The 13,765-nt window shown below is 45.7% G+C and carries 10 protein-coding genes; 3 read left to right on the top strand and 7 right to left on the bottom strand.

What is annotated here, in order from left to right; all coding sequences use genetic code 11:
* Window positions 1–153: 153 nt before the first annotated feature.
* The 4 genes from MKY87_RS25010 to MKY87_RS24995 all read right to left on the bottom strand — a co-directional run bounded on the left by MKY87_RS25010 (window position 154) and on the right by MKY87_RS24995 (window position 7,530).
* Window positions 154–2,976, bottom strand: a complete 2,823-nt coding sequence (locus tag MKY87_RS25010) for an endo-1,4-beta-xylanase (protein ID WP_339784916.1) — start codon at window positions 2,974–2,976, stop codon at window positions 154–156.
* A gap of 273 nt (window positions 2,977–3,249) precedes the next feature.
* Entirely contained in the window at window positions 3,250–4,254 is a 1,005-nt protein-coding gene (locus MKY87_RS25005) for a LacI family DNA-binding transcriptional regulator (protein WP_338593054.1), read from the bottom strand.
* Window positions 4,255–4,382: 128 nt separating this feature from the next.
* A complete protein-coding gene (locus tag MKY87_RS25000) occupies window positions 4,383–5,390 on the bottom strand; it encodes a globin-coupled sensor protein (RefSeq protein WP_047842288.1) in 1,008 nt (335 codons plus the stop codon).
* Between the two features lie 244 nt (window positions 5,391–5,634).
* Window positions 5,635–7,530, bottom strand: a complete 1,896-nt coding sequence (locus tag MKY87_RS24995) for a PrkA family serine protein kinase (RefSeq protein ID WP_036610009.1) — start codon at window positions 7,528–7,530, stop codon at window positions 5,635–5,637.
* A 361-nt stretch (window positions 7,531–7,891) separates the two neighbouring features.
* On the opposite strand from MKY87_RS24995, the gene MKY87_RS24990 reads away from it, so the two are divergent.
* A complete protein-coding gene (locus MKY87_RS24990; RefSeq protein WP_340966661.1) occupies window positions 7,892–8,737 on the top strand; it encodes a DUF2161 domain-containing phosphodiesterase in 846 nt (281 codons plus the stop codon).
* Between the two features lie 110 nt (window positions 8,738–8,847).
* Here the strand turns inward: MKY87_RS24990 and MKY87_RS24985 are convergent, their stop codons facing one another.
* The 3 genes from MKY87_RS24985 to MKY87_RS24975 all read right to left on the bottom strand — a co-directional run bounded on the left by MKY87_RS24985 (window position 8,848) and on the right by MKY87_RS24975 (window position 11,682).
* Window positions 8,848–9,474, bottom strand: a complete 627-nt coding sequence (locus tag MKY87_RS24985) for an FMN-dependent NADH-azoreductase (protein WP_074094326.1) — start codon at window positions 9,472–9,474, stop codon at window positions 8,848–8,850.
* A gap of 191 nt (window positions 9,475–9,665) precedes the next feature.
* Window positions 9,666–10,889 carry an aminotransferase-like domain-containing protein gene (locus tag MKY87_RS24980; RefSeq protein WP_338593042.1) on the bottom strand — a complete coding sequence of 408 codons (1,224 nt, stop codon included), beginning with the start codon at window positions 10,887–10,889 and terminating at the stop codon, window positions 9,666–9,668.
* A 136-nt stretch (window positions 10,890–11,025) separates the two neighbouring features.
* The gene (locus tag MKY87_RS24975; protein ID WP_338593040.1) at window positions 11,026–11,682 is read right to left on the bottom strand and encodes a response regulator transcription factor; all 657 of its coding nucleotides are present in this window, start codon (window positions 11,680–11,682) and stop codon (window positions 11,026–11,028) included.
* 439 nt (window positions 11,683–12,121) lie between these two features.
* On the opposite strand from MKY87_RS24975, the gene MKY87_RS24970 reads away from it, so the two are divergent.
* Together MKY87_RS24970 and MKY87_RS24965 are read left to right on the top strand one after the other, a co-directional pair.
* Complete coding sequence (locus MKY87_RS24970) at window positions 12,122–12,532, top strand: uroporphyrinogen-III C-methyltransferase (RefSeq protein WP_017689578.1); 411 nt, start codon at window positions 12,122–12,124, stop codon at window positions 12,530–12,532.
* Window positions 12,529–13,593 (top strand): phosphodiester glycosidase family protein, encoded by a 1,065-nt coding sequence (locus MKY87_RS24965; RefSeq protein WP_091032697.1) that lies wholly within the window; start codon window positions 12,529–12,531, stop codon window positions 13,591–13,593. The genes MKY87_RS24970 and MKY87_RS24965 overlap by 4 nt, the downstream gene beginning before the upstream one ends.
* Window positions 13,594–13,765 lie beyond the last annotated feature (172 nt).

Below are 13,765 nucleotides of genomic sequence, written 5' to 3'. Positions count from 1 at the left end.
CACAGACTTAGTTGAAGCCGTTGTCATACATTGGAACCCGTTTATTTGAATGTATATAGTCTAAACGTCCCAGCATTTAAAATCAACACTTATTTCCAGATATACGATGTCGAATAGCTAACATTCTCATATTCTAATTCACAACTGAATATTCTATTTGCGAGTCAGTAACAGACTGCCAAAACCGGAAGTATCTTGATAAGAATTACCTGATGAATCGCTCCAGATGGACACACTGCTTCGCTTGCCATCCCCCGCACCATCATCATTAACTTGCAGATCGAATCCAATCCATCTTTGGCCTTCAGCACGAACGCTATCTAGTGGGATTGCCACTTCAACTGTATACCCTCCGCTTGTTAATCGGGTAGCTGATTTGAAGCTTTCTTTCCGTGCATTTCCTCCAAAAGAAGCCTCATTATCAAAATTGACCCGATACTGGGCGTCATCCTCCTGATAGAATGTTGTCTGATCTTTGCTCGGGTCGATAAAAATCTCGATCGAATCCTGCTCATGTGCATTAGAACTTAATTTGCTTCGCAAAGGATCTTTCACATCTGCCAATACGTACAGGAATTTCTCATCCCATAACAGCTGTGCCGTTGCCGTTGCACCGGAGTTTCCGACCACCCAGACATCCGTTTTAACAGATGCAGCGTTTTTCCAGATGTTATCCTTTTTCGCATCAATTACAGGTTTGCCATAAGTGACTTTGGTTTGTTTCAATACAGAACCCAGCTTCAGTTTGCCCCGGTTGGCTGGTTTGTCGGGCTGTTGATTGGAAATATCATTCCAAACGATGGTCGCTGTCTTTCCAGCAGCATATTCATCCGTAATCCGAAAATCCAGAGACAAGACCTGGCCTTCGGTAAGTAAAGTAGCTGACATAGGAAGTGATGCGTATACAACATAACCGGTTTTTGTTTCCTGTACGTTGTAAGTATTTTTGTCTTGGCCTTTACCGCCGTCCCGTTTGAACGTATATTGACCATTTGCAGACGGCGGATTTTTCTTCTTGGCAGACAGATCAGCTTCAGAAGTTGCAGCGCCTGTCCCCTTGACTTCTTCCGCGAGGAAAACCTGCACCTGATCCCCTTTGCGACGTGTGGTATCCTTCACTTCCACTCGTAAATTCACCTTTTTGGCATCCCACATCATACGAGCCTCACCCGTAACCGCAGATGTACCATCTGCCAGATGATTAATTTCAAGTCCTTTCACAGCACCCCAAAGAATATCTTCCTGTCCTTTGTGATTCGGGAAAGAAGGGCTGGCCTTCAATGCTGTCCATTCATTACGATAGATCGGAAGGGTGGTAGGGTCCACCAGTGCCCAAAATGCCGGTTTTGCTTTTAATTTACGATCAAATAACAATGGTGCATCTTTGCGTCCTTTGACTGGATGATTATCAAGCCATGTACCATCATCCGCAAGTCCCCATACTGTAACACTGTCCATTACGCCGCGTTTTCCCAGCTCGTCGAACAGGTCGAACAGTTCACGATAACGGTAAGCTTGTTGCAGCATTAATTCATCTGTGACAGGCATCTCCAGTTCAGAATTACTCGAATAGATCGAAACGTCCAGCTCTGTAACCTGTACATTTACACCAAGAGCGATCACTTTCTCAAAAGCCTCACGAATAAGCTTTACATCCGGTCCGTACATGGATACATGCATCTGGAATCCAACCGCATCAATCGGTGTTCCTTTGGCAAGCAGCTTCTCTACAAGCTTCACCATATCATTCACCTTGTTTCCATTGCCCTCCATTCCATAGTCATTAATCACCAGTACAGCATCAGGGTCAGCCTCACGTGCATATCGGAAAGCCAGCTCAATGTAATCACTGTCATCTCCGTCGCCATCCACATCCCCAATAATATCTCTCCACTTGGAATTACTGGCCTCATTCCGCAAGCCGCCTCCGTCTGAGATGACTTCATTGACGACATCCCATGTATGAACCTTTCCTTTGTACCGGGTCACGATGGTTTGAATATGGGTTTTCATCCGTGCAAGCAACTGTTCCCGCGTGGCAGGTTTCGATGCATCATTTGGATCTGTAAAGAACCAGTCCGGCACCTGACTATGCCATAACAGCGTATGACCTCTGATTTCCATGTCATTTGCTTCGGCAAACTTCACCAGGCGATCTGTCTCTGACCAGACAAACTGTCCTTCCTGAGGTTGCATCGCATCCATTTTCATAAAGTTTCCAGCTGTAATACTATTAAAATGTTTCGTCAACAGCTGGGAATGCGGATCTTCCGCATCCAGTGCAGACTGGTCGATAGCCGCTCCCATTGCATAGTGTTGTCCCACAACATCCACGAGATTCGGAATGTTCGGCTCTATTTCAATTTTTTCGGCTTCCGTAATCAGAACATCATCCACGTAAAAAGTAATCGTATCCGCCGGCGTCACTTCCGCTGACGTCTTCCAAGGTGTCTCTGCATACATGCGGAATCCGGTGATGCCGCTATTTTCTCCAGGGATCACCACATCTGCCTCGATTTTTTTCCACTGTCCTTTGTTCAGCGTTGCAGAGGCAAACGTAGCATATTCTCGACTTGAAGCGTCGTTATTGTACTCTTTCTCCAGTGAACCGTTAATGACCTGACTGTCCGGTCCTTCATCGTACATGGCCCAAAACGAAATATGAACCGTGCTGCCCTTCTCTACATGGTCTATTACTTCAATTAAGGGTCCATGAAACGTTTCGGTACGGGAAGAGGTTCTCAGGCTGCGTGTACTGTCGTGACCTACTTGCGTTACGATATCAAGCTTTTCACTCGCACGTGGACGCCATTGTCCCAACACACCATCTTCAAAATTAGCCTCGAACAGTACTTCATCCTCGCCAGTCTTAACGTCCGCAGCCGCAGCACGTGTCCCTCCTGTTCCCACACTTGGGAACAAACTGAAGATCAATACAGCCGATAAGCACAAGCTCCACCATTTTCTCAAATGCATCCGATCTCCTCCTTGGTTCGTTGTTTGTGAAGAATAACCTTTACTCTGCCATGTGCCAGCCCTTTACAAGATCGTTATACAGGATGGATAGATGCTAATGGACAGAAAATTGTAAGCACTTTCATTATACGATTGCCAGTAAACTTTGTTTACCCGTTAAACTATAGGACTTGCACCACTCCATAAACCATATGTTTCCAAATGAGATATAGAACGACAAAAAGCACAGCTTATTAGCTGTGCTTCGTGTAAACATCTTTACTATTTACGTTTTTAGGCTTTTAAGGGTGCTGTCGTCTGACGAATGACCAGATTGGAAGGTTCCGTCACCACAGGAGGAGAATAAGATGGATTCTCGATCATGGCAATCAGATATTCGATGGACTTAATGCCAATGGAATAGATATTCTGATTCACCGTGGTCAACCCCGGTTTGAATACCTCAGCATAATACGTGTTATCGAACCCGACAACCGAGATATCTTCTGGTACACTCAATCCATGCTTTTCAATTTCATGAATCGCACCAAAAGCAGACATGTCTGATGCACAGACAATTCCCGTTGGTTGATCCTGAAGTGCCAGCAATCGTCGGGCAGCCTTGCTTCCTCCGTCGAAGGAATAATCGCAGACTTCCAGATATACCGTAGAATACGGGATGCCGCATTCTCGCAGCCCTTCCCGATATCCTTCCAATCGCAGATTAGCTACGGCAGGTCCTAACGTCCCTGAGATATAAGCAATCTTGCGATGTCCTAGCTCATACAGATGTTTGACACTCATTGAGATCCCGTTCGCGTTATCCGTAGTAATGTAACCGGCACGCTTGCCCAACATATCCGTGTCGATAAACATCGTTGGAATCTCTGCATCCACCAGTTCCTGAATACTCGCGTTTTCTCTGCCTTCCCCGAATACCACAACGCCATCCACATTACGACTGCGGCAATGTTTGATGAACGAGTACGCCGGATCATCGAATCGAGTAGACAACCGGACCAGATCATATCCACTGTTCTCCAGCGCTGTTTTGATCCCTTCCAGCAACTCCGACACAAAAGGGTTCGTAAACGGAACCGTTAACAGCACTCCCACCGTCCATGAACGGCGTTTGACAAGTCCACGTGCGACCACATTGGGTTGATATTTCAATAATTCGATGGCTATATTGACTTTTTTGCGTGTTTTTTCACTTACATCAGGATAATCGTTTATCACTTTGGAAACGGTTGCAACAGATACTCCCGCTTCCTTGGCTACATCATGGATAGAAGCCATCTGATCACCTCAACCTCTTTCAAATCCCCTGTCTCCGGCTGCTTTTCTATAACATCGGCAGGTTTGTCTACCCATTATAGCTTAAAACAGCCTGAAACGGTATGGAAGGTTCCTAATGCTTTTAAGCTCTATTCCTGCTGTTCCAGATTCTTCAAATCCAGAGACAGTTTCTCCATTGTTGTTGCAAATACAGCGAGTTCAGCCGAGCGTGAAGCTTGGCTACGTGCTCCGCGAGAGGTATGATCTGACTCCTGCTGCACACTGCTCAGTTTCTTCATGATCTGCTCCAGATTAGACTGAATTTTACCCTGGGCGTCCCGAGAACTGGCTGCAAGCTTGCGCACCTCACTGGCAACCACTTCGAAGCCACGTCCGAACTCTCCTGCATGAGCAGCTTCAATCGCTGCATTCAGACCGACAAGATGACTCTGATCCGATATCTCCCGAATGAGTTCACCCATTTTTCCGATCTGCTGGATCTCCCCTGTTAATTCCGTGAGCAGAACTTGAGCCTGATCCTGAGAAGCCGCTGTTTCTTTGGCTACACTCGATATAGCCATTGCACTCTCATTTAATTCACTAATCATGCCTGTAAGCTCTTGGGTAATCTGCGTAATCGCCTGTAACGTATGTTGTTGGTCATCGGCAAGCTGATGTAACTTTTCTTTTTCTTTCTTCTCATAGGCTTCAAGGACAAGCTGTGAATCCAGATTAAACATTTTGCTGAGCGCTTGAATGACAAGATGCCAGGAATCAGGGATAACCTGTTGGAATATGCTCGTTGCAATATCCAGGTAGACCATATAGGTACCCAGATAATAATCTTCAGACAGACCAATCCGTGAATGCACAAGTCCAATCGCAATCCGTTGCTCAATATATGCGTCATCCACGATTCCGTCAGTCATTGATAACCAGTACATCTTCTGTGTTTCTTTTAGACGATCAATGGTAGAGAATCTTGCGATCAGATCTACCAATTCAGGATAATTTCCCACATGATTGTAGAAATGATCTACCACTTCATTAACGACTTTTTTAAAAACAGGCCGATGATCGGCAAGCAGTTTTAGATCCCCTGCGGTTAATCCCATGTAATCAAGTTGCTTCTGTCTTGTTGCGGAAATACTGCTCATATCTGGTTCAGTCAGCTCCTTAATAAACACTAAATTACTTTAAATTGTAAATATATGTATTGATTATAGACTAAAATACCTAAATATACATATACCATTAGAACTAATTCTCTTTAAAATTAACCTTATTTGTCAGCTTTTTTAGATTAATATGACCTTCATGTAATTAAAAAGGCCCTGACCCTGCTGTGAAGGAGCCTCACAACAGGCATCAGGAGCCTGATCCGGAATGGTTCGTTGCCGATTAGCGGTTAAGCAGACTGCCCACATAACGTAACAGTTCATTCGCGCTGGCTGCGGTGTATCCATGTTCCTCAATTAAGCGTTTAATGACTTCATTCATACGTTTCAATTGGGTTGCATCCGGTGTTTTGGTTGAGGTTGTGATCTTGACGATGTCTTTCAGATCGGTGAACAACTTCTTCTCAATCGCTTCACGCAAACGGTCATGGCTGCTGTATTCGAACTTGCGCTCCTTGCGGGAGTATGCCGAGATTCGGATCAGAATCTCTTCTCTGAACGCTTTCTTTGCATTCTCGGAGATCCCGATCTGCTCCTCAATGGATCGCATCAGACGCTCATCCGGGTCCATCTCTTCATCCGTGAGCGGGTCACGAATCTTGGACCAGTTGCAGAATGCTTCAATGTTATCGAGGTAATTCTCGAATAGCGTTCTTGCGGATTCCTCGAATGAGTACACAAATGCTTTCTGTACTTCCTTCTTGGCCAGTTCATCATACTCCTTGCGTGCAAGAGCAATAAAGTTCAGATAACGCTCCCGCTCTTCCTTTGTGATCGAAGCATGTTGGTCCAGACCGTCCTTGATGGCCCGCAGAATGTCCAACGCGTTAATGCACTGAAGATTTTGCTTGATCAAAGCACTGGAGATCCGGTTAATGACATACCGTGGATCAATGCCGGACATCCCTTCATCCAAATACTCATTTTGCATCTCGCGCAGATCGGCTTCTTTGTATCCTTCCACTTCTTCACCATCATACATGCGCATCTTTTTAACGAGATCCATGCCTTGTTTTTTCGTTTCCTTCAAGCGGGTAAGTATGGAAAAAATGGCTGCAGTCCGCAGTGCATGCGGTGCAATATGAACATGCTTCATGTCACTTTGCTGAATGAGCTTGGCATAGATTTTCTCTTCCTCGGACACTTTCAGATTGTACGGAATCGGCATGACAATCATCCGGGATTGCAGTGCCTCATTCTTCTTGTTGGAGATAAAAGACTTATACTCCGATTCATTCGTATGCGCCACAATCATCTCATCCGCACTGATTAAGGCGAAGCGTCCTGCTTTGAAGTTCCCTTCCTGCGTGAGCGACAGGAGATTCCATAAAAATTTCTCATCACATTTCAACATCTCCTGGAACTCCATTAACCCACGGTTCGCCTTGTTCAACTCCCCATCAAAACGATAGGCACGTGGATCGGATTCGGAACCAAACTCGGTAATGGTGGAGAAGTCGATACTACCCGTCAGATCGGCAATATCCTGTGATTTCGGATCGGATGGACTGAATGTTCCTATCCCCACCCGATTATCTTCGGAAACAATGACTCGTTCCACCGGCACCTTGCTGATATCACCACCATATTCGGTACGGAGTCTCATCTGGCAGGATGGGCAAAGGTTACCCTCAATACGGACTCCAATTTCCTTTTCCACTTCAGGACGAAGCTCCAGTGGAATCAGATGCAGCGGTTCCTCATGCATCGGGCATCCATCAATGGCGTATATGGCACCTTTCTCTGTCCGCGAGAACTGTTCAAGCCCCCGCTTCAGCAGCGTCACCAGCGTCGATTTCCCTCCACTTACGGGACCCATCAGGAGCAAAATCCGTTTACGTACATCCAGACGACGTGCTGCCGAGTGGAAGTATTCTTCAACCAGCTTTTCAATCGAACGATCCAGTCCAAAGATCTCCTGTTCAAAAAACTTGTACCGCTTATGCCCACCTACTTCTTCCACCCCAAACGATTCAATCATCTCATACACTCTGGCGTGAGCCGTCATTGCCGGAGTCGGGTCCTCTCTCAGCAGTGCAATATAATCTTCAAATGTTCCGTTCCATGTCAAACGGTCACTCTCTGCCCGATGTTCCGCAACGCGTTCAAAAATATTCATGCTTGGTACCTCCCATGGCTCCTTTAGTGTGATTGTCAACCATTCCGAATGGTATGAAGAAATCAATAGAATTGCGGCTCCTGCTTGAATACCAATCTTGCGGTCCTGTGTAGTCCCGCCACCCTCTGTCCAAACGTCTTGTTTTGTTGTGAAAAGTGTATTACATACCTATGCGGCAATTCGGATAAGTTGACCTCTTTTTTTCAATCAACCGCTTCGAATTTTGGCTTTTCCCTGTTCTATCAGACATCTTGTGCCTTCAGAAAAAAAAGAACGAATATGATATAATGAGGGTTCTAAATTCAGGAAACCGGACAACACATGGTCAGAGACAGGCCACTTCAGGAAAGGAGCACGGACGATGGCAGTGCAATACGAAACCGAATTATATTCGCCTGTGAAGGCTTTCTTCGAGCAGCGCGGCTTCGACGTCAAGGCGGAAGTCAGACATTGTGACCTCGTCGGAGTCAGATCGGACCAGGACGAACCACTGATTGTGGAGATGAAAAAAACATTTAACCTCTCCCTGTTGTTGCAGGGCATGCAGCGTTTGAAGCTTAGCCCGTTCGTGTATCTAGCCGTCGAGCGCAATCGCAGCAAACGCGGTGCCGTGAACCAACGCTGGAGCGAACTGACTGCACTATGCAGACAACTTGGTCTGGGGCTGCTGACTGTCACATTTTACAAAACCAAAGCCCCCCTGATTGATGTACTGTGCGAACCTTCCGCCCAGACGCCCCTTACTAGCGCCAATCAATTTGCCCGCAAAAGCGGTGTTCGGCGGAAACGATTGCTCAAAGAATTCGACGAACGCAGCGGAGACTACAATACGGGAGGCAGTACACGAAGACAGCTGGTCACAGCATATCGTGAGAAGGCTTTACGTGTCGCATCCGCTCTACGAACGAACGGAGAAGCCTCCCCGGCCAACCTTGCCAGACAGACAGGCGTAGGTTCTGCAGCAGCGATTCTGCAAAAAAATTATTATGGCTGGTTTGAACGCCTCTCCCGTGGAAAGTATATTTTGACGATTAAGGGAGTACAGGCGTTAACCGAGCATGCACACATGCTTGAGGATAATGATATGATCGAACGAACCATTAATGAACTTGATGTAACGTATTCTGTATCTGGTGAAAATAACGACGACCTTGCACACATTGCTGAAGCAGCGGAGTTTTACTTAAAAAATACAGGCAAGATCTGAACCGAATCATCTGAAGTAACGGATGTGAAAAAAATGAGAATGCAAAAAACACCTGTAATCTCCACTGGAGACTACAGGTGTTTTGATGTGTTCTATATAGAAGAGTGTTATTAGAATTTTACTGCTACTTCAGAAGCCAATTTCAGACCTGCAGTAACGATTTCTTCAGCACGATCTGCAGAAGCGTTATGTCCTTCAACGATAACCACTTCAGGGTTTTGAATGCCCCACAAGCCGATAACTGTTTTCAGGAAGTTCAGGGACATTTCAGCAGCTGCCATTGGGCCTTCGGAATAAACGCCACCACGTGCGTTAAGCAAAGCTACTTTTTTGTCGCCAGCAAGTCCTACAGGACCTTCAGCAGTGTATTTGAATGTTTTACCAGCTTGGCTCAGGTAAGCAATGTAGTTTACCAATGGAGCTGGAACAGTGAAGTTCCACAGTGGGAATGCAAATACAACTTTGTCAGCTGCCAGGAATTGATCTTGCAATTGTGCTGCAAGTGAAGCTGCTTTTTGCTCGTCAGCTGTCAGTTCAAAACCGTTAGCTGCTTTGTAAGTACCTGTGATAGCAGTGTTACCATAGAATGGGAATTCTGTATTGTAGAGATCCAACTCAGTAACTGTGTCACCTGGGTGGGACTCTTTGTATGCGCTCAAGAATGCATCGTACAATTTAACGCTGACTGCTTGATCTGCAGGACGGTCATTTGCTTTAACAAATAAAATATTAGACATGTTGAATTTTCCCCCGTTAGATAAAATATATGAGTGCTTTTTCTGAACTGGCCACCATTGCAGCTTATATAAAGAAACCAACAACTCATTAATTCATATTATATATAAAAATGTTAGTGGATGCAATAACGTAATCACTTTGGTCATGAACCAATTTTAATTTTTGCTACAAAATCTAATTTTGATCTGACTTAGCTACGAGCCGTAAATTCGGAAATGGCTTCACTGATCAGGTTCATGCCGAGCAGCAATTCATCACGGCCCGGATGGCTAAAGTTCAATCGAATGTAACGTTGATCCTGTACACCTGTGGAGCATAGTGATCCAGGAAGAAAAGATACACCTTTGGGCAAAGCCGCCTTAAGCAGAGCGCCACTATCTAATCCTTCCGGCAACTGTACCCACAGATACATTCCGCCCTCAGGGATATTGTACTGACACCCTTTCCAGCCCGGTCTTTTCAACAGTTCAAGCATCAGTTTGAGTCTTGTCTTATACTCCCGATTCAACATGGATAGGTGATCACTCCAACGAAAAGGGGAATGGGCAAGCAGTTGATATAACAGCCGCTGATTCATCGGACTAGACTGACCATCTGCAATCCGTTTAACCGAGGCCATTGCCTGAATCAGCGCAGGATGTCCAGCGGCCCATCCGGTTCGAAGAGCGGGCGCTACCGTTTTGCTAAATGAACCAATGTAGAGAACATGTCCACCCTGATCGGCAGTATCCAGTGCAAAGAGTGAAGGATATTTACGATAGAATTCCGTTGGCTCAAGGCCATCGAAATGGAGCTCTCCATAAGAATCATCTTCCACAAGCAGTACACCATAGCGCGAACACAGCTCAAGGACAGCCTCCCGCCGTTCCATACTCCACAAAGCACCGGTCGGATTCGAGAAACTGGGTGCAGCAAAAAGCAGCTTCGGTCTAACCTGCTGCATGTGTTGCTCCAAAAGGTCTGGCAATATGCCGTCCCGATCACCCATTACGGGCACAATCTTGGCTCCTTGCATCTCCAGAACCTCAAGACAGCCTGGAGATGTGGGATGTTCAACCAGTACAGAATCTCCGGGCTCAAGTAATAGACGCATCACCAGATCGATGGCCTGCTGGGTACCAGTGGTCAACAGAATCTGCTCGGGTACCGTTCGTATGCCTTTGCGTGCATTCCAGTCTTTGTTCAACCACTCTCTTAGGGGCGTATAGCCTGCTGGCTCTCCATATTGCAATGCGGAGGGGCCTGAACTAAAGACAGACACGGCTGCTTCTTCCAACAATTTGAAAGGAAACAACTCCTCCGCAGGCAATTCTTCTGCCAGAGAAATGAAATAATCCCTGCCAGACATCTCACGTATATCCCTCAGTGGTGATGACAAAAGCCTGTTGGTACGGGAAGCAAAGAAATATTTCATCGATCCGTTCCCCTTTCGTCCCTATTCCGAAACTGTACTCGCAGTCCGCAGCCCTACAACCTATTCCTGCGCGCCATCGAATATGACCGGATGCATACCGAACTGTTGTGATCATGGGAAGAACAAACCTGTTTCGTCAGGATCCCGTCTTCACTTGTCTTGCATGCAAGGCATAACGTTCAATGGCCTGTGCTCTACTGCTGACTTCCAGCTTCACGTATATTTTACGCAGGTAATTATCAATGGAACGTCTGCTAACGTTGATCTCATTCGCTATTTTATCATAGGTTACACCCTGAACAATTCTTTCCATGATAAAAGTTTCGGTTTCTGTTAATTCAATGACACGTGCTTCTGTCGGAGACTCCACAGGTTGCGCCCACTCCGCACTGTTTAACCACGACAATGGAATGGACACATGGCCCTCACGTAACCCAGAGATCAGATGAATCAGCTGGCTAGGGGAAGCCTGTTTGGATAACATGCCGCTTGCACCAAGACTCATCAGATGACGAAACAACTTCACATTGTCTTCATCCGTCAAAATGATGATGTGACTGTGAGCTGACAGATTCTTCATCTGGGCAATATATTGATCTGCCTGACCCTCCGGAAGACGATAATCCATAAGAATCAGATCAGGCTGGTGAATATTCACCAGTTCGAGCCCTTCTGTTCCGGTCGAAGTCATGCCACGTACCGTCAGATCTTGCTGCTCTTCCAAAATCAATTTTGTACCGAGCATGCTGGTGGGGTGGATATCTATGATGACCACCTGCCATACTTTTTTCATTGTTGTTCCCCCTGTTATGTATTGGACAAATAACTTCTAGCTTCTGTCATGATAATTCCATTGTCTATGCGACAGTCCGAGTATAGAAGAAGCATAGGTCGGATTATGTCGAAAAACAGAAAAATACAGGAGGAAGCCGATAAAAAAGCTCTATTTTCACTGTATTTTGTTATAAAAACACCATGACGTCCCTCTTCCCATCCCCGGAAAGGTCAAAATATAGTATAAATTTCCTGCATTTCTATCTAAAAAAGTCGAAAAACCTGCCCAAAGTTCCTACTTATTGCATCTATAAGAAATTGTATCCTAGGACTTCCTTCCGATGCAATCTCTTTTTACTCTATTAAGTAAAGAATTTCATTTTTGCGTAATCAATAGGGGCATGATAGAATGAGGACTGGAAATTTTTTTGTACCTATAAATGACCAGGAGTGATGATATGAAACCATCTGCCCCGTCCTCTGACATCCATCACACCCGGAGCGCCAAAGGCAAGGCTGGATCTTCAATCAAGCTGTTTCTGGTAATGTGGATTGTCCTCATTGCACTAGGAGTAGTTGGAACCTACTATTATAGTAACCATCTCCAACAACAGATGATTAACCAGCTTCAAGCCCATAATCAGCAGCAGATTGCAGCGCTAAAAACCGACTACGAAAATCAGCTAACAACGATATCCAAGGAAGTAGAAGACCTGCAGGGACAGGTTCAATCCTTCAATGAATTGCTGACTTTCACCAAGGATAATGCAAGTGACAAAACGGATAACAGCAACAAACTGTATACCCAGCTGAGCGAAGTCAAAAAACAACTGGAGACACTCCAGAAAAAGATGGACCTGCTCAAATGATTACACCCGTCAAACAGGTTAATCGTTTTTTTATGCTTGCACTCGCTCCTTTTGTTGGATTGATATTATGCCTGCTGCTGCTTCGTCCCCCACTTGAACCCGGAGGTTTGATGCCTACCGAACTGTCAGAGGATACGATTACACCCCGGACCCAAGCAATTAGCCAAGAGCTTGCGGGGGCAAAAGATGCTGCTGTCCAGACTTCTTCTTCTATTAAAAGAACGACACAGCTCTATAATAAAACAACAAGTACGATGTCTACACTTGTGCAGAAGGCTTCCGCCCAAGCGGATCGTCCGGAAACGATCTACAACAAACGGATTTCATCCAAGCTTGGCGTTCCATTTGAACGGGTAGACAGTGACCGGCTAACGATTGAAATGTACAGAGTGAATCCTGGCAGCTATAAGGGCTATGCCATGAAGATCAAGCTAAAAGACCCTACGGCCATGCAGATGGCTCTAGACAGTGAGCCTGGGCGTTCTGAGACGACCATGCAGGCTGTGAAGCGTAACGGCGCAATTGCCGGGATCAACGCAGGTGGATTTGCTGACAGTGGCGGCAAACGTTATCCACTTAGCACAACCGTCATGGATGGGAAATACGTGAACGGTTTCCAGGCCAGTTTCAAAGATCTGTTTTTTGTAGGACTTAACGATGCCGGCAAACTGGTTGGAGGCAAGTTCTTCGACAAAAACTCACTGGATCGCCTGCAACCACAATTTGGGGCTACGTTTGTACCCGTGCTGCTACAGAATGGACGTAAAACCGCAATTCCCGACAAATGGAAAGTATCACCCAAACGAGCACCACGTACAGTCATTGGCAATTATAAGGATGATCAGTTATTGATTATTGTAGTTGACGGATATAATGAGGGCGGAAGTTCCGGTGCTACCCTTGAAGAGTTGCAAGGGCGGTTGTACAAGCTTGGGGTGATCGACGCCTATAATCTGGATGGCGGTGGATCATCCTCGCTTATTCTGAATAATCGGGTCGTTAATAACCCTTCAGATGGCAGCCTCAGACCGGTGCCCACACACTTTTTATTTTACAAATAATAGGGTGAAGCATTTCTTTTCTACCTATAATGGTTATAATAGAAGAAAATGAGCTTGTGCAGGAGGTGCGAAGGGTATGTCATTTTCACTGACATTCTGGATTATTGCAATCGTATTGACTCTCTTCATTACAGGCATTCTCACTTCATCCTACAACAATGACAAAACAAAA

It is taken from the genome of Paenibacillus sp. FSL R7-0198, from assembly GCF_038000415.1.
Lineage (GTDB): Bacteria > Bacillota > Bacilli > Paenibacillales > Paenibacillaceae > Paenibacillus.
This window is presented reverse-complemented; position numbering and strand designations above follow the sequence as displayed.